Origin of the sequence: Methylophaga sp. UBA2513 (genome assembly GCF_002341285.1) — a bacterium.
GTDB lineage: Bacteria > Pseudomonadota > Gammaproteobacteria > Nitrosococcales > Methylophagaceae > Methylophaga > Methylophaga marina.
The window spans coordinates 202,099-219,785 of record NZ_DDNT01000014.1 but is presented as its reverse complement, the minus strand read 5'-3'; the positions used below and the strand labels follow the sequence as shown (position 1 = coordinate 219,785).

The window sequence follows — 17,687 nt, the reverse complement described above, 5'->3', positions numbered from 1 at the left end:
GATTTCGTTTCGAGCGACTCATAAACTTTATAATTAGCATTACAAAATTAACATTAAGTGTTGATTTTAATATATATATCCGATATCGTCAGTGCATGTTTAATTTCCGGTCTACTGAATGTAGCTCCACTATCTGATGAAAAATAAAATCAAGGAAACGTTGATGCGTGACATAGCGCTTGATCAGAAATCTGATCTTCCTGCTAGCGTTGCCTCAGTCAAAGAACTCCTTGATGCAAAAATTATTATTGGTGGTCGACACCCAGCAGAGACCGCTTTCACCAAGACCCTGCTCGAGATTAGTGGTTTCACCCATATTGAAAGTGCAACAGATACTGATGGCGTCATGCTTTTGCTTCGTCAGAGTATCCACAATGATTTATGTGATATTGATCTGTTGATAATGGACGATGATTTACCGGGTATTTCTACCCAAGATATTCGTCTGGTGATGGATCAGTTTGATGAATGGCGTCTAATTCCAATTATTTCACTCTGTAGACAGTCAGTTTGGGATCATGCTCAGGTTTTGACGGATTTGGGGCATGGCGTGACCTCGCTGCTTTATCATCCTATGACTGCAGAGTCATTACCTTCGGCTATCATGACGGCTCTGGCAGTCAAACGTGAGCGTGATAAAACGTTTAAGCGACAAACAGAACTTGAAGATGAATTGGCCAATCTTAAAGTCATGGAAGCGCGCCTACAGTTTTCAGTTAATCATGATGATTTAACAGGCTTAGCGAATCGACGTCGTCTTGAAAATGCACTGGATATGACTCTGAGTCAGGTGCGTAATTTTATGAGCGTGAGCGCGCTTTTTTACATCGATTTAGATAGCTTCAAAGTATTAAATGATGCTGAGGGCCATGAAGCAGGGGATACTCTGCTGGTACAAGTGGCTAATTCTCTGAGACGTTATTTTAATATCAACGATATCCTGGTACGAATTGGATCAGACGAGTTTGCGGTGCTGGTCAATAATACGGATAAACAAACTGCCATTGAGCTTGCAGAAGAGCTCCGAAATTTATTTGATGGTTATGATTTTGAACATCATGGTCACCATTACCATCTATCGGCTAGTATCGGTTTGAAGATTATTGATGCAGATAATGCAACCACCGTTGGTGAACTGTTATCGCATTCTAACCAAGCCTGCTATACAGCCAAAAAGCGCGGGCGTAATCGAGTGCACCTGTACAGCCCTGAAGATCGCGAAATGCATACCTTGCGTCATAGTGTGGAATGGGCCCCTCGTATACGTGCTGCACTGAAGGAAGGTTTGTTCTTATTAGAGTTTCAACCGATTTATTCTCTCGATACTGAACAAGTCTCACACTACGAATGTTTAATCCGTATGCGTGGCGAAGGTAACGTCATTTTCTATCCGAAAGAATTTATCCCCGTTGCTGAATCGATGGGACTGATTCATCAGATTGATTTCTGGGTGGTGGCGAAAGTATTTGAACTTATCGTGAATATGCCAGAAAACCTGTCATTTGCCATTAATCTGTCAGGCAATGTATTTCTGGATGAGAACTTATTTAAGCTAGTCAGAGATAAACTTAATCAAACACAAATTGATCCCAATCGGATTGTGTTTGAGATTACTGAGACTTACGCTATCTCTAATTTTGAACAGACCAGAAAAATGGTATCGGATTTACGTGCCTTGGGTTGTCGATTTGCACTGGATGATTTTGGCGCAGGCTTTAATTCTTATAGTTATCTGAAACACTTCCCTGTTGATATCTTAAAAATTGATGGGGGATTCATTACTGATTTAGATAATGATCCCGTGGATCAGCAACTTGTGAAATCGATGATTGATATTGCACACAGCCTGGGTAAAAAAACGGTCGCAGAGTTTGTTGAGAGAAAAAGCACATTAGAGCTGTTAAAAAGCTATGGTGTTGATATGGTTCAAGGATTTTTGGTGGGGAAACCAAACGCTAAGATTCCTAAACCAAAGGGCTAATGTACGTGACGTTGTCCGTGTAACGTTGTAATCAGGTGAGCTTCTTCATCACTCAAATTGCAGTGATTAATCAGCTGTTGGATATCAGCACCTTTTTTGGCTAAACGAATGGCATGGTCATAACCGGGCTGATGATTGGCATTCAAATCGAGACTATGCTGGTGATCTTTGAGTTTAACCAGGGTTTGCTCAAATTTGTGGATGCGTTCATCTGTACCAGCTGCGCCAGCACACAAGGCAGTAATTTGGTTCTGAAGGTCGTGAATACGCTTAGTTTGTAATTGATACAGTTTTAACAGACGCATAGTGGCAAGACCGATGACCAGAAATACGGCACTCATCACTGTAAATACGACAAAAATAGTCATTGTCTTTACTCCCCAGACATCCGTCTGAATTCATACATACTCATCAATAAATTCACCTTTATCATCCTCTTTAGGACGCGGCTTTTCTTCTTCAGGTGGTTCTTTGTCTTTTTTCTTCTTGTGCTGTTCCTGTGAGGCCGGTTTATCCTCATCAGACACAGGATGACTCAACGGCAGGGGCGTCGTGGGCTGAATTGGATTAATATCATCAGCCATGAACGTTACCCTTTAAAAACCTGAGATATCAGCAATCTCTTCATCATTTAACAACTTATTGACATCTACTAAGATCAATAAATATTTCTCACGTTTGCAGACACCTTGAATAAAACGTGAGCTATCATCACTGACATTCGGTGCGGTATCAATTTCAGATTGGCGTAAATACACCACCTCAGCTACACAATCGACGAGCATGCCGATCACATGACCGGAGACTTCTACGATAATGATGCGTGCACGGTCATCAGGCTCAATGGCACTTAAACCAAAACGCATCCGCGTATCAATGACAGTCACCACATTGCCGCGTAGATTAATGATGCCAAGTACATACGGTGGCGCACCAGGTACAGGCGCGATTTCTGTCATACGTAAGACTTCTTGCACCTGCATGACGTTGATACCGTAGTATTCGTCTTCAAGTTGATAAGTGACCCACTGTAGTATGGGATTTTCGTTACTGTTATCTTTCTCGCTCATTTTTATGACCTTCTGATATGGCTGTCATTTTTATGACAGCGAGCTGTTGATAAAGATTATGCAGGCTTCATGCCATTTTTATCACTCTAACGCCTTGATAATGGCTGATATATCCAAAACACTGTGCATTGTCTCGCTCAGTACCCCTGTAAACCATGGTCGCTGATGAGTATCATTGCGCCAGTTAATCTCATTATTGTTTTTATTGATAATTTGCTCAATCGTGTCACATGCAATACCGGTTCGACGATCATTGACCAGTAATATGTAATGGGCATTGAGTGGTGATGTCTGTTCAGGTGAGTGCAAGAGCTTTCTTATGTCGATGACATTGGTATTTTGTCCATTGTCATTATATAAGGCGACTTCCCAGGATTTACGTCCTGGAATATAACTCAAATCCTTCTCTGGCCAACGGATAATATTGTCCAAAGCATCCACTTTGATCGCCACTTTTATTCCACCAATATCGCAGAGTAATAGTTTGAGTACAGCATTCTCTGTTTGTATCTGGTCCGAGGATATCGCATCAGTCGTGTCAATATCCGTGTCTTGTACCTGTTCAGTCGCGACTTTGTCATCAGTGACATTTAACGATGTTTCTACTTCACTTTGCGTGACTGAAGGTTGAGGTAAAGGTGTTGGCGCTGATATCTCTGCATCAACAGGGACGGCCAACTCTTCAACTGGGAACACAATATTTTGTTTCAATGACGGCGATACTGGAGGCGATTCAGTTTTGTTTTCAACAATTGGCTGGCGTGTATGTGAGTCAGCCAACATGTCATTAAAATAGGCTGACAGGGCGTCTTTTTGATCGTAAATAGGCTTCTTAGCCATTGGATACACTCACTTCTGGCTCGCTCAAGACGGTCAATAGCTGCCGATAGGCGCTTGCGCCAGGACTATCAGGGGCCATCTCAGGTAAGGGGAGACCAAGTTTGCTGGCTTCACGAAAGCCTATATCAACTGGAACAAAGCCTTTCCAGACATTCTCTTCATAACGTTTATGCAGTTCTGCAAGGCAATCTATTGCAGCTTTTGTTCGGCCATCATGCATGGTAGGCACAATAAAATAAGGCAAAGCACTACGTCGAGAATGATTAATCATCGATACGGTATGTAGCATGTGCTCCAGACCTTTGAGCGATAAAAATTCTGTTTGTACAGGAATAACCAACTTATCACAGGCGGCCAGAGCATTGATCATTAACACCCCAAGCATTGGGGGACAGTCAATCAGTACGTGTTTAAAGCGATCTTTGAAAAAGCTGAGAGTTTTTCGTATGACTAAGCCTTTACCTTGTTGCGCGCCAAGTTGTCTGTCAAGTGTGGCCATAGCTGTAGAGGCAGGTAACAAGAAAATATTGTCATGACGTGTTTTCTTCAGACTTTTTAAAATCGCTTCTTTAGGGGTGTTATCTAACTGCTGAAATAAGGTGTAAATACTGGTTTCAATAGCGTCTGGATCATAACCAAGATAAGTCGTTAAGGAGCCATGTGGATCAAGATCCAGCATAAGCACTGGTTCGCTTTGTTGAGCAAGTAAGCTGGCAAGCGATACCACTGTCGTGGTTTTTGCTACCCCACCTTTTTGATTACACACTGCCCAAACGGCCATGATTATTGTCCCCCTCTATTATCAATGCCTAATTGGCTGCCATCATTACTGATGGCTGTGGGGGCCTGTGGAGTAGTCAAGGCATCAGTGTGTTCAAAAACAGTGATGTCACGGCGACTCATATCATTACCTAATACCACGAGCACAACACGACGGTTTTTTTGACGACCTGCTTCAGTATCATTACTGGCAATGGGTTTGTATTCACCATAACCAATAGCAGACATGCGATCAGGTTGGATACCGTATCTATCTAGTAGGTGAACAACGCTGGCAGCCCGTGCAGCAGATAATTCCCAATTGGAAGGGAAGCGGGGAGTATTGATCGGGTTGTTATCAGTAAAGCCCTCGACCTGGATAGGGTTAGCCGATGTTTGCAGAATACTGGCAATCTCGCCAAGTACCGGTATGGCGGGTCGGGCCAATCTGGCTTCACCACTTTCGAAGAGCACCCGTGATTTGATTTCGAGCTCTAACCAGTCCTCACCTTGTTTAATGGTTACATCTTCTGTGCCTATCCAGTCCGATAAAGCGGAGGTGAATTGCTGAGATAAATCGTTGATCGTTCGGATATCATTATCCGACGCAGTAAGAGGCATCTCATTGCTCAGTTCAGGAAGAGGTGCTTCTTCAGGTATAACCGGCACAGGGGCTATAGGCTCAAGCTTAATTTCACCTTCACCTCGACTGATTTCACCAATTTGTATTGGATCTTTACTTCGAACAGACTCTGAAAATACGGCTTCAAGTGTGTCGGAAAGTACACGATATTTACCTTCATTCACTGATGAAATCGAATACATGACAACAAAAAACGCAAATAGAAGGGTGATAAAGTCAGCATAAGAGACCAGCCAACGTTCGTGATTTTCATGTTCTTCATGTCTTTTTCGACGTGCCATAGAGCATCACTTAATTTAAATAGGCCTGAAGACGACTTTCAATATTTCTTGGGTTGTCTCCGTCTGCAACACCAATCAAACCTTCGATTAACATCATTTGAAGGCGACTACGTTTATTAATCAGGGCTTTTAACTTATTACCTATGGGTAAAAACAATAAATTAGCGAGACCAACGCCATAAATGGTAGCCACAAAAGCAACTGCAATTCCTGAGCCAAGTGAGGCCGGATCGGCGAGATTACCCATGACATGTATTAATCCCATTACTGCGCCAATAATACCGATAGTCGGCGAGTAGCCACCCATAGCTTCAAACACTTTTGCTGCCTGAAAATCATCCGACTCTTGAATATCCAGGTCGTTTTCTAATACTTCTCGCAGCACTTCTGGTTCAATGCCATCAGCAATCAATTGCAAACCTTTTTGAGTGAAAAGGTCAGATTCATCAATCGCCATAGACTCTAATCGGATTAAGCCTTCCCGACGAGCGACCTGATTCCATTCCAGTATTTTTTCTAGTTGCTGATGAGCCGATAATTTGGGGGGCTTAATAATCCATAAAGACATACGCATCGCACGAAGAAAAGTGCTCATTGGGGTTTGCAGCATCACAGCACCGAGCGTCCCTCCCATAACGATTAATAATGCAACGGCATTCAGTATGGTGTCGATATGACCGCCTTCAAGGTACTGGCCCACTAATATGGCACCAAAACCGACTATCAGACCGAGGATACTTAAAATATCCATATCAACTCAATTCCGCCAGTTGACGGCCAATTTCATTAATATCCAATATTTTGTCAGCTAATCCGGCTTTGGCCACTGCCATAGGCATGCCATAAATCGTGCTACTTTGCTGGTCTTGAGCCCAGATCTTGCCGGCTTTTTTCTTGATACTTTCACAGCCATTACGACCATCACTACCCATACCCGTTAAAATCACCGCTAACGTTTTTGAACCACAGATGTGTGCAATAGAGTCAAATGTTAAATCGACACAGGGTTTATAGGTCTCCTTCACATCCCCCGGCTCAATACTGAGATAGAGATTATTCGGTCGGCCTTTAAGCAACATTTGTTCACCACCAGGGGCGAGATAAGCTGTTCCTGGCACTAAATGTTCACCATTTTCAGCCTGTTTTACTCGAATCGCACACTGTGTATTCAGACGTTCTGCAAATGATGGCGTAAAGGTGGCCGGCATATGCTGAATAAGTAAAATAGGGCAGGGAAAACTCGCTGGTAACTGCGTTAACACTTTTTGTAAAGCAACGGGCCCACCTGTTGAAGTGCCAATAGCAACCAGTTCAGGTGTGGTATTGAATGACTTTTCGGGTTTAGCGGCCGCCACTTGTGTTTGACTGTTAGTAGCTCTATTGGCAGGCATGTCTGATTGACTGGCCTGAAAACCACTGGCTAGTTGGTAAATACGTTGACAGAGCTTACGCTGAGCTTCAATTTTATCGCTTGATAGATCTTCAAAGCGTTTTGGTAAAAAATCAGTGGCTCCGGCTTCCAATGCATCTAAAGTCGATTTGGCGCCTTCAGTTGTCCAGGTGGACAACATCAAAACGGGTGTATGACGAATGGTTTTAATCTTTCGAACAGCTGTGATGCCATCCATCACCGGCATTTCTAAGTCCATAGTCACTACATCTGGGTGATGACGCTGTACTTCGCGAATGGCTTCTTCACCATTACTGGCCGTAGCAATAACCTGGAGTCGCGGATCAGTTGCTATGATTTCAGCAAGACGTTTACGGAAAAAACTTGAGTCATCGACTATCAGAACCTTAACCGTCACTTTTACTCCTAGTATCCACGGTTAGCATGGACTTTCATTAATTCTGGAAAATCCAAAATTAATGCAATGCGGCCGTCACCAGTAATAGTCGCGCCAGCAAACCCATGAGTTCCTTGTAACAAAGCTCCAAGTGGTTTAATTACAACTTCTTCTTGACCTAGCAATACATCAACAACGAAACCAACACGCTGAGTACCCACATTCACAATAACAACATGCTCGATCTCTGGTTTTTTACCATCAGTTCGACCTTTGGTCAGCCACTTGCTGAGGTAGAATAAGGGTAAGGCTTTATTTCTCACCATAATGGTTTGTTGTCCATCAACGACATTGGTTTTAGAAAGATCGAGATGGAAAATTTCATTCACGTTCACCAGTGGGAAAGCAAAAATCTGCTCACCGAGCATGACCATTAATGTCGGCATAATGGCTAACGTCAGAGGGACTTTGATGGACAAAGTTGTGCCCACACCCACTTCAGATTGAATATCTATGACACCATTGAGTTTAGATATGCTGGTTTTCACCACATCCATACCCACACCACGGCCAGAAATATCTGAAATCTCCTGCTTCATGGAAAAACCGGGAGAGAAGATTAGTGAAAAACACTCTGATTCGGTAAGTCTGGCGGCGGTGTCTTCATCCATCATGCCTTTTTCAACCGCCTTGCGACGCAGCGTTTCCGGGTTCATACCCGCACCATCATCTGCGATAGTGAGAAGAATATGATCACCTTCTTGAGCTGCAGACAGTACGACTTTACCTTGACGGGGTTTACCAGCAGCTTCGCGGACGTCAGGCATTTCTACACCATGGTCAACTGCATTTCTGACTAAATGCACAAGCGGATCTGCGAGAGCTTCGACTAAGTTTTTGTCGAGATCAGTTTCTTCACCACGCAGTTCAAGATCAATATCTTTTTTCAGGCTTCTGGCGATATCACGAACCACTCGCGGGAAACGACCAAATACTTTTTTGATCGGTTGCATGCGCGTTTTCATTACAGCCGTTTGCAGGTCACCCGTGACAACACGAAGGTTATTGACCGCTTTTGCCATCTCTTCATTTTCAAATGAAGACTCGAGTGTACTGATCCGGTTTCGTACCAGCACCAATTCACCGACCATGTTCATGATTTCATCGAGACGACTTGTATCAACACGTACACTGGTATCAGCAGCTTGTTTAGCTGGTGCTGCCTTTGCTTCGACCTTTTCAGATGCTGCTTTTTCTGCTGGCTTAGGTGTAGGTGTAGGAGCCTTAGGTTCTACCGCTTTATCAGTGCTAGGAGAGGGCGCTGATTTAGGTGCTGCTGGTGGCGGCACTGGTTTTTCCGCTTCTGCTTTTTTCGCACCTTGTAATTCGTCAAGCAATGCTTCAAATTCTTCTTCAGTGATATCGTCACTGTTGGATGAGCTTGACGCGGAAGCCGCAGGAGCAGGCGGTTCTTTTGGTGCTTTTTCTGAGTCTTTTATGCCAGGTGCTGAATTACCATGTAACTGGTCTAACAAGGCTTCGAATTCATCATCTGTGATTTCGTCATCTGCAGGCGCATCAGCTGAACTTGACTCAGTTGAAGCAGGGGGAGGAGTGACTTCTTCGACCACTTCAGGTTCTGGTTCGGGCTCAGGTGCAGCAGCGGGGGCTGAATCGTTATTTAAATAAGCTGATAATGACTCAATAACTTCAGCGTCAGCCGGGCTGGGGTATTGACCGGATTTGATTTCCGCAAACATGGTGTTCAATATGTCGAGCACCTTAAGAAAGGTGTCCATCATATCGGCATCAACAAAGCGTTCACCTTGTCTTAGCAGATTGAATAAATCTTCACTTTTGTGGCAAAGATTGACCATTGCTTCCAGGCTGAGAAAACCTGCCCCACCTTTAATGGTATGAAAACCACGAAAAATAGAGTTAAGGAGATCAGCATCTTGTGGGCTATTTTCGAGCTCTACAAGCTGTTCGTTCAGACCTTCTAATATTTCTTCTGCTTCAACAAGAAAGTCTTGCAGGATTTCATCATCTGTATCCAGCGCCATGAATCATTTCCTCAGAAGCCAAGGCTAGATAACAAGTCATCCACATCATCCTGGTTATTCACCACATTCGGATTATCTTGTGCGTTTATCTGTGGACCTTCAGCTTTAATTGGGTCAATTTCTTTTTTATTAGAAGACGGTTGAGGTTTGCCAGCCACTTTGACTAACTGCACCAAACTATCTTCCACTTCTTCTACCAAGCTAATCACCTGACGAATCACTTGTCCGGTCAAATCTTGGAAGCCCTGAGCTAACATCATTTCAGATAAATTATGATGAACTTGATCTGCATGTTGTTTCACTGTCGGTAAATAGTTTTCAATTTCTTTTACCAATATGCGGAACTCATCTGCATTCATTTCCTTTTTCCGAAAACGGTGCCAGCTCTCATCTATCTTTTCGGCAGTATTTCGGAGTTCTTGAGCCAAAGGTAGGGTGTTATCTATATAACCTAACGTTTTATGTGCTGCTTCTTCAGTCGTGGTGATGACATAGTTAAGTCGGTCACGTGTGTTAGGCATATCATTTTGAGTTAAATCAATGAGTCTGGCGTCGAGATTAAAATTATTTAAGGAGTCGTGTAATTCGCGAGTCAGTTTGCCAACTTCTTTGAATAACTGACTTTCCTGTGCTTTTGCAAGAATAGTCAGTTGCTCCTCAGCCGCTTTTTCATCATTTTTTTCAAGCGCCTCAACGAGGGCTTTTGCTGCATCCAATTGGGTTGCCTGATTTACTAAAGCCATGAGCCGAGTGCTCCTTATTGTGCGTTAATGCGTTCAAAAATCTTTTCGATTTTTTCCTTGAGCGTCGCTGCAGTGAATGGTTTGACGATATAACCGTTGACACCCGCTTGTGCAGCTTCAATGATTTGTTCGCGTTTGGTCTCTGCCGTTACCATAAGTACTGGCAATGAGGCGAGTTTTTCATCGGCACGGACTGTTTTTAGTAGATCAATCCCTTGCATGCCAGGCATGTTCCAATCAGTGACCAGAAAATCAATTCCACCTGCTTGAAGTATGGGCAAAGCTGTTAAGCCATCATCGGCTTCTTGCGTGTTGTTGAATCCCAAATCCCGTAACAGATTTTTTATGATCCGACGCATAGTGGAAAAGTCATCCACGATCAGGATTTTCATATTTTTATCCAAAGCACACCTCCAAAATTACATAATCCAGTCACGAAGTTTGGCGCGAAGTCGAATCACAGTCTGACTATGAATTTGACTGACTCTGGACTCACTTACGCCCAGAACCTCGCCGATCTCCTTTAAATTTAATTCGTCATTATAATACAGGCTCATTAATAAGCGCTCACGCTCTGGGAGTGTGTCTATGGCTTGTGCCAATGCCTGTTGGAAATCATCATCCTGAACTTCATCATCTGGCCCACTGGGGCCGACAGATATAGGGTGAGCCTGGGTTTCATCATTATCAGTAAACTCATCCAGGCTAAAAACCTGATAACCACTTGAATCGTGCAGTTGTTGGTAATACTCGTTGATATCGATACCAAGCGCCGCGGCTACCTCACTGTCTGAAGCATTCCGTCCTTTTTCCTGTTCGATTTTATGCATTTGTTCCGCGATTTCACGGGCTTTTCTGTGCACCGATCTGGGCGCCCAGTCATTGCGGCGGATTTCATCCAGCATGGAACCACGTATACGGATGCCTGCATAGGTTTCAAAGCTTGCGCCTTGAGCGGAGTTGTACTGGTGAGAGGCATCGAGTAGGCCAATCATGCCTGCCTGAATTAAATCTTCAACATCAACTGACGCTGGTAATCTCGCAATCATGTGATAAGCGATTCGTTTGACCAGAGGCGCGTGTTGCTCAATCAACTCTGATTTACTTTGACCCGATGTATACATGACTGCTCTGTTACTCATGCCATTTCCATACTTGCCTGAATGAGTCGCTCAACAAAAAATTCCATATGGCCACGAGGTTGTTTCTGTACAGGCCAATATTCAATTTTTTTGGCTAAATGTGCAAATGCCGTAGCCGCTTTACTACGTGGAAATGCTTCTACTACACTACGTTGTTTTTTCACTGACCGTCTTAAATCTTCATCAAACGGTACTATACCCATAAAGTCCAGGGTCACGTCGAGAAAGCGATCACAGACTAAAGAAATCTTATCAAAAAGTTCACGACCTTCCTGCACGCTTCGGCACATATTAGTCACGATATGGAAGCGTTCAACCTGATGCTCACGGCTGAGAAGCTTAATCAAAGCATAGGCGTCTGTGATTGAGGCTGGTTCGTCACAAACCACAACAATCACTTCCTGAGCCGCTTTACTAAAAGTGATAACACTGTCAGCGATACCTGCCGCACTGTCAATCAATAGCACGTCGATGTGTTGATCCATCTCACTAAAGGCTTGGATCATGCCGGCATGTTCAGCCGTGCTGAGTTCAGCCATTTTTTTCACACCAGAAGCGGCTGGAATAATCTTCAGGCCAGAAGGGCCTTCAACAATAATGTCTCTCAGTGATTTGGTTCCATCTAATACATGCAATAAGTTGTATTGGGGATGGAGCCCTAACATCACGTCTATATTTGCCAAGCCCAAATCCGCATCAAGCAGGACAACTTCTTTTCCTAAAGCAGCTAACGCGACGCCGAGATTAACTGTCACATTTGTTTTACCTACACCACCTTTGCCGCTGGCAATAGCAATCACTTTAACGGGCCTGATGGCTTGCGTCATTATGCGAAGGCCTGCAGCTTGATCATGGGGTTGGGTATTTTCAGCCATAAGCGGCAAAACCTCCGTAGCTGGATACTGTTTGGGGATCCAGTTGTTGCTCATTATTCATCAATTCGCTGGCCTGGTTAACTAGTGTATTGGGTCGAGCGAGACTCAGATCTTCCGGCACTTGCTGACCATTTGCCACATAGGCTAGGGGTAAATGGTGACGTACTAAAGCCGATACTGCACCACCGAGACTGCTGGCTTCATCTGTTTTAGTTAAAACACAGCCACTCAAGTTCAAGTGAGAATAAGCATGAATAATATCATCCATCGCACTGGCTTGAGTGTTTGCTGACATGGTTAAGTATGTTTTGACACGAGGGGACTGCTGTTTTATCACAGCAAACTTCTCTGTCAGTTTTATATCACGTTGATTCATTCCCGCAGTATCTATCAGGATAAAGCGGCGATCAAGCAGGTCATTAAGAGTTTCAGTGAGTTCAGCATGGGTTCTGGCCACTCTCACAGGTACACCCAAAATTCGGGCATAGGTACGTAACTGCTCCTGACCTCCTATGCGATAGCAGTCGGTGGTGATCAAGGCAACTTGCCGTGCACCGTGCTTTAGAGCACACCGGGCGGCGAGTTTAGCTATCGTGGTCGTTTTTCCAACGCCTGTTGGACCGACCAAAGCATAGATGCCACCTTGAGTCAGAATGTCTTCTTCTGTGAGCTGAATTTGTGAAGCTAATGAGCCCAGACAATGCCGCCATGCTGTTTCCAAATCATCAATACCATGCATTTTTGCGGTGATAGATTTGGCGAGTTCCACGTCAATGCCCATCTGCATAAAACGTTTTAGTAGCTGTACCTGGGTTGGATTCTGACGCTCCATATCTTTCCAGGTCAGATCCGATAGCTGATTTTGTAGCATATTACGTAAGCCAGCAATTTCTTTACGCATCTGCACCAGAGTTGGTTCCTGAGACCAGATATTTTGTTTTGGCGCTGCTTGTGGTTGTTCGTGCGCATATGTGTCTGGAGTGGGATTTATTTCAACTCGAGGAGGTTGCTGTGCTTGTGTAGAAGCTGTTTCGACTTGCGCCTGACGACGAAACTGTGATTCGTCATAGTCAGTAGCAGCCACAATTTCAATACCACCATCGACACGAGTATTGGACAGTATGACCGCATCCGGGCCCAGTACATCCCGAACCTCACGAATAGCTTGACGCACATCAGCTGCTTGGAATCGTTTGATTTTCATACATCAACCTCAAACTCTAAATTTATCGACCAATATTGGCCACTATTCTTATTTGTTTATCGTCCGGTATTTCGTTGTAGGACAATACATTCAATCCGGGAATAGAGTGGCGAATAAAGCGAGAAATCCAACTTCTCAAACCTGCTTGAACAACAAGAATCGCTGCATCACCTGTCATTTCCTGTCTTTGTGTCGCTTCTTGCAAGTTCTTGTGCATATTTTCTGCCAGACCTGGTTCCAGACTGGCTCCACCTTCACCGGATGCCTGTAAAGTTTTTAGCAATATCTGTTCCAGTTCTGGATCCAGTGTAATGATAGGGAGATCTGTACGTGTACCATTAATATGCTGAATGATGGAATGACTGAGCGACATACGGGTTGCTGCCGTGATCGCTTCCGGATCGGGATTACGGGCGGCCTGCTCTGATATGGATTCAGTAATGGTACGTATATCACGCACAGGAATATTCTCTTCCAGCAAATTCTGCAGAACCTTCTGTACCGTGCCAAGTGGTACTGTATCTGGCACCAGCCCCTCAACCAGTTTAGGCGCAGACTTGGCCAGGTTATCAAGTAAATGTTGAACCTCTTCACGGCCAAGCAGATCATGAGCATGATTGTTGAGAATCTTACTCAGATGAGTCGCAATGACCGTATCTACATCTACCACGGTATAACCTTGTGCTTGTGCATATTCACGCTGCCCAGTCTCAATCCAGATAGCGTCTAGCCCAAAAGCCGGATCTTGCGTTTTGATACCTTCGAGATCGCCAAAAACCTGTCCAGGATTAATGGCTAACATTCTGTCGGGATAAACTTCAGCTTCGCCAAAGGTCACACCAAACAGAGTGATTTGATAGGCTGTTGGTGCCAGATCGAGGTTGTCTCGAATATGCACGGGAGGGATTAAAAAGCCCATTTCCTGTGATATTTTCTTACGAATACCTTTGATTCTATTCATTAACTGCCCACCCTGAGATTTATCTACCAGTGGAATCAGTCGGTAACCGACTTCCAGGCCGATTGGATCCACAGGGCTGAGATCGTCCCAACTTAATTCACGCTGTTCTCTTGCAGCTTCTGAAGTGGGCTGTTGTGCTGCCGCTAATTCATTTTCCGTGGCAACTTTTTGACGCTTATGAATCAGGAATGCACAGGTGCCACCAATAGCAGCTAGAATCAGGAAAGGGATATTAGGCATGCCTGGAATCAAGCCTAATCCACCGATAATGGTTGAGGTGACAGCCAGTGTTTTGGGATCGCTCAGCAACTGACTAACAATCTGCTGTCCCATATCCTGCTCTTTTGTTGAGCGTGTAATCAGCAGGCCTGCTGCTGAGGCTAATAAAAGTGAAGGTAACTGAGCGACCAAGCCATCACCAATGGTTAACAGCGTGTAGTTTTGTGCTGCTTGAGAAAAACTTAAATCATGTTGGGCAACGCCAATAATAAAACCACCGATAATGTTGATAAACAGAATCAATATCCCGGCTACCGCATCACCCCGAACAAATTTACTGGCACCATCCATAGAACCGTAAAAGTCTGATTCCTGCATGATTTCTTCACGACGACGACGCGCTTCATCTTGATCGATAAGGCCGGCATTGAGATCGGCATCTATAGCCATCTGTTTACCGGGCATGGAGTCTAAGGTAAACCGAGCACTGACTTCAGCAATACGGGTGGCACCTTTGGTGACAACGACAAAGTTGATAATAACCAGGATGGCAAAGACCACAAAACCCACAGCATAGTTACCACCAATAACAAACTCACCGAAGGCTTCAATAACGTTTCCTGCTGCGGCAGCACCAGTATGGCCTTCCATCAAAATAATTCGCGTTGAAGCCACATTTAAGGCAAGCCTGAGTAAGGTCGCTATCAACAAAATACTTGGGAAGGCTGCAAAATGCAGCGGTTTTAGCATGTAAATACTGGCTAATACGATTACCAGTGATAAGGCAATATTAAAAGTGAAGAGCATGTCCAGCATAAACGCTGGTAAAGGCAGAATCACCATGGCCAGCAATGCCACCAGAAGCATTGGTGTGGCTAATTGACCGTTTACGACTGATTTAAAACGGGCCGCCAGTACATTATTTTCCATCTAACATTAATCTCGTCTGTATTCATCCGGTATGGGTAGATCTTCTGGATTCAGATGCGGTTTATTACCACCTTGTTTACGGTAGCGCCGCAACTGGAATACAAAAGCCAGTACTTGGGCTACTGCAATATATAGACCAGATGGGATTTCTTCGCCGATTTCTGTTGAGTAATAAACAGCACGAGTCAGAGGAGGGGCGGCAAGAATAGGGACATCGTTATTCTCTGCGACCAAACGGATTTGTTGTGAAATTAAATCAGCACCTTTAGCGACAACAATCGGAGCGCCAGAGCGAGATTGGTCATAACGCATTGCCACAGCATAGTGAGTTGGGTTGGTGATAACCACATCAGCGGAAGGAATATCCTGCATCATCCGCTGCTGAGACATTTGAATTTGCATACGTCTGATTCGGCCCTTGACCTCGGGGTTACCATCCGTCTGTTTCATTTCATCTTTGACTTCTTGCTTTGTCATCCGCAATTGTCGGCTGTGATTCCATAGCTGGAAAGGCACATCAATTAATGCAATTAAGATCAGACTCGCGGTAATTGCCAGAAATATCCATAAGGTTAAATACGCTAAATCTGTCATAGCAACGTTCACTTCCTGAGTGCCAAGCGTCAATAATTGGTCACGTATTCCCCATAAAATAGCCGTCGATATCGCACCGATAAGAATAAATTTCCCTAATGCTTTACCCAGCTCAACCAGACCTTGTGGCCCAAAGACACGTTTGAGCCCTTTGATGGGGTCCATTTTTTCTGGCTTAAATGCCATTGCTTGCGTAGAGAAATTCCAGCCACCAATTAAGGCTGGTGCAGCTAAAGCAGCAATGACAGTCACGGAGAGAAATAGACCTAAATCAAATGAGATGATTTCGATCATATGAATGAAATGATGCACCATTGCCACAGGATCAAACAGTTCTTTACGACTCAATACCAGCGACTCATTCATCACAGCAGCCATATCCTCAATCAGGCTACTGCCCATGATGAATAAGGCGATGGCACTGGCAATCAGGACCAAGACAGTTGTTAACTCTCTCGAGCGAGGTACTTGGCCTTTTTGCCGGGCGTCTTCTAAACGCTTACCCGTAGGCTGTTCTGTTTTTTCTTGTCCGGTTTGCTCAGCCATCCTGAACCACCATAAGCCTTGTCAATTGCAGTATATGATCCGTCATGTCCATTAAGTGATCGGCCACTAAAGGGAGCGTGACAAACATAATGATAAAACCCATCACAATGGTCATCGGAAAACCGATAGAAAATGGACTGATCTGTGGAGCCGCTCGCGATAAGATGCCAAACGCCAGATTAACCATCATGATAGAACCTATGGCAGGTAGAGCAATAATTACGCCAGCAGCAAACATCCAACTTGCTTGTGCCACAACATCACGAAGATCGGTAGGTGTTAGACCGCTACTGGATATTGGCATAGTGACAAAACTTTCTGATAACACCTTTATCAGAATCAAATGACCATCGACCGTGATGAATAACAAAGTGATGAAAATAAGATAAAACTGACTGATAACAGGGACTAATACGCCATTTTGTGGATCCACCATTGAAGCAAACCCCAACCCCATCTGCATGGCAATGATTTGCCCAGCCACAATGAAGGCGTTAAAAAGAAGTTGCAGCATAAAACCCATACAGGCCCCAATCAGGATCTGTTGAGCAATGATCAAAAAACCTTCCATACTCAACGGTTCGACGGTAGGCACATTCGCAGGAATATTGGGAACCAGTACGATACTGATGGCTAAAGCGATGATGATGCGGGTGCGCGCGCTGAGAAAATTACTACTAAAAATGGGAGCGACCATAATCATGGCCGCAATACGGATAAAGGGCCACATGTATTGCCCTAATACTCCGGTAATCTCAGCGGTGCTGATTTCCATAGTTAACCGATGAGAAACGGTATTTCTTCATACAAGCGACGAGTAAAACCCAGCACCATTTCTAACATCCAAGGCCCTGCCATCACCAAAACCAATAGCGTAATAAACAGTTTTGGAATAAAACTTAAGGTTTGTTCATTGATTGATGTCGCCGCCTGAAACATGCTCACCAATAAACCAATCAGCAGAGCGGGTAGCAAGATGGCAGCAATCAAAATCGAAATGATCTGTAAGGTTTGCTGCATAACGGTGAGGACAGTTTCTGGCGTCATAA

General features: G+C 44.3%; 19 protein-coding genes. 1 reads left to right on the top strand and 18 read right to left on the bottom strand.

From position 1 onward, the window contains the following. Nucleotides 1–163 precede the first annotated feature (163 nt). Complete coding sequence (locus B3V56_RS08835) at nt 164–1,981, top strand: putative bifunctional diguanylate cyclase/phosphodiesterase (protein ID WP_289281950.1); 1,818 nt, start codon at nt 164–166, stop codon at nt 1,979–1,981. Here B3V56_RS08835 and B3V56_RS08830 read toward each other — a convergent pair. The 18 genes from B3V56_RS08830 to fliQ form a co-directional block, all read right to left on the bottom strand. Further along, complete coding sequence (locus B3V56_RS08830; protein WP_286303952.1) at nt 1,978–2,349, bottom strand: DUF2802 domain-containing protein; 372 nt, start codon at nt 2,347–2,349, stop codon at nt 1,978–1,980. The two genes, B3V56_RS08835 and B3V56_RS08830, sit on opposite strands and share 4 nt — an antisense overlap. 30 nt (nt 2,350–2,379) lie before the next feature. After that, on the bottom strand, nt 2,380–2,565 hold the full coding sequence (locus B3V56_RS08825) for a hypothetical protein (protein WP_289281949.1): 186 nt from the start codon (nt 2,563–2,565) through the stop codon (nt 2,380–2,382). 12 nt (nt 2,566–2,577) lie between these two features. Beyond that, nucleotides 2,578–3,051, bottom strand: a complete 474-nt coding sequence (locus B3V56_RS08820; RefSeq protein WP_286303954.1) for a chemotaxis protein CheW — start codon at nt 3,049–3,051, stop codon at nt 2,578–2,580. An 81-nt stretch (nt 3,052–3,132) separates the two neighbouring features. Beyond that, nucleotides 3,133–3,891: a chemotaxis protein CheW gene (locus tag B3V56_RS08815; RefSeq protein ID WP_289281948.1), complete on the bottom strand. Its 759-nt coding sequence runs from the start codon at nt 3,889–3,891 to the stop codon at nt 3,133–3,135. Beyond that, nucleotides 3,884–4,672, bottom strand: a complete 789-nt coding sequence (locus B3V56_RS08810; protein WP_289281947.1) for a ParA family protein — start codon at nt 4,670–4,672, stop codon at nt 3,884–3,886. Before B3V56_RS08810 ends, B3V56_RS08815 begins: the two co-directional genes overlap by 8 nt. Before the next feature lie 2 nt (nt 4,673–4,674). Further along, nucleotides 4,675–5,574 carry a flagellar motor protein MotD gene (gene motD, locus B3V56_RS08805; protein ID WP_289281946.1) on the bottom strand — a complete coding sequence of 300 codons (900 nt, stop codon included), beginning with the start codon at nt 5,572–5,574 and terminating at the stop codon, nt 4,675–4,677. Between the two features lie 10 nt (nt 5,575–5,584). Further along, the gene (locus B3V56_RS08800; RefSeq protein ID WP_289243207.1) at nt 5,585–6,325 is read right to left on the bottom strand and encodes a flagellar motor protein; all 741 of its coding nucleotides are present in this window, start codon (nt 6,323–6,325) and stop codon (nt 5,585–5,587) included. A 1-nt stretch (nt 6,326) separates the two neighbouring features. Continuing rightward, nucleotides 6,327–7,382: a protein-glutamate methylesterase/protein-glutamine glutaminase gene (locus B3V56_RS08795; protein ID WP_289284180.1), complete on the bottom strand. Its 1,056-nt coding sequence runs from the start codon at nt 7,380–7,382 to the stop codon at nt 6,327–6,329. A gap of 8 nt (nt 7,383–7,390) precedes the next feature. Continuing rightward, nucleotides 7,391–9,424, bottom strand: coding sequence for a chemotaxis protein CheA (locus tag B3V56_RS08790; protein ID WP_289281943.1), 2,034 nt, complete (start codon nt 9,422–9,424; stop codon nt 7,391–7,393). Between the two features lie 11 nt (nt 9,425–9,435). Further along, the gene (locus B3V56_RS08785; protein WP_289243209.1) at nt 9,436–10,167 is read right to left on the bottom strand and encodes a protein phosphatase CheZ; all 732 of its coding nucleotides are present in this window, start codon (nt 10,165–10,167) and stop codon (nt 9,436–9,438) included. A gap of 14 nt (nt 10,168–10,181) precedes the next feature. Further along, a complete protein-coding gene (gene cheY, locus B3V56_RS08780) occupies nt 10,182–10,571 on the bottom strand; it encodes a chemotaxis response regulator CheY (protein ID WP_286303962.1) in 390 nt (129 codons plus the stop codon). A gap of 15 nt (nt 10,572–10,586) precedes the next feature. After that, the gene (locus B3V56_RS08775; protein WP_286303963.1) at nt 10,587–11,309 is read right to left on the bottom strand and encodes an RNA polymerase sigma factor FliA; all 723 of its coding nucleotides are present in this window, start codon (nt 11,307–11,309) and stop codon (nt 10,587–10,589) included. After that, nucleotides 11,306–12,184 carry a MinD/ParA family protein gene (locus tag B3V56_RS08770; RefSeq protein WP_289281942.1) on the bottom strand — a complete coding sequence of 293 codons (879 nt, stop codon included), beginning with the start codon at nt 12,182–12,184 and terminating at the stop codon, nt 11,306–11,308. The genes B3V56_RS08775 and B3V56_RS08770 overlap by 4 nt, the downstream gene beginning before the upstream one ends. Then, entirely contained in the window at nt 12,177–13,388 is a 1,212-nt protein-coding gene (flhF, locus tag B3V56_RS08765; RefSeq protein WP_289284179.1) for a flagellar biosynthesis protein FlhF, read from the bottom strand. Before flhF ends, B3V56_RS08770 begins: the two co-directional genes overlap by 8 nt. 22 nt (nt 13,389–13,410) lie before the next feature. Then, on the bottom strand, nt 13,411–15,498 hold the full coding sequence (gene flhA / locus B3V56_RS08760) for a flagellar biosynthesis protein FlhA (RefSeq protein WP_289243211.1): 2,088 nt from the start codon (nt 15,496–15,498) through the stop codon (nt 13,411–13,413). Between the two features lie 6 nt (nt 15,499–15,504). Further along, the gene (gene flhB, locus B3V56_RS08755; protein WP_289281938.1) at nt 15,505–16,638 is read right to left on the bottom strand and encodes a flagellar biosynthesis protein FlhB; all 1,134 of its coding nucleotides are present in this window, start codon (nt 16,636–16,638) and stop codon (nt 15,505–15,507) included. After that, nucleotides 16,631–17,413 (bottom strand): flagellar biosynthetic protein FliR, encoded by a 783-nt coding sequence (gene fliR / locus B3V56_RS08750; protein ID WP_289243213.1) that lies wholly within the window; start codon nt 17,411–17,413, stop codon nt 16,631–16,633. The genes flhB and fliR overlap by 8 nt, the downstream gene beginning before the upstream one ends. Nucleotides 17,414–17,415: 2 nt before the next feature. Further along, nucleotides 17,416–17,685 (bottom strand): flagellar biosynthesis protein FliQ, encoded by a 270-nt coding sequence (gene fliQ, locus B3V56_RS08745; RefSeq protein WP_007146641.1) that lies wholly within the window; start codon nt 17,683–17,685, stop codon nt 17,416–17,418. Nucleotides 17,686–17,687: the final 2 nt, after the last annotated feature.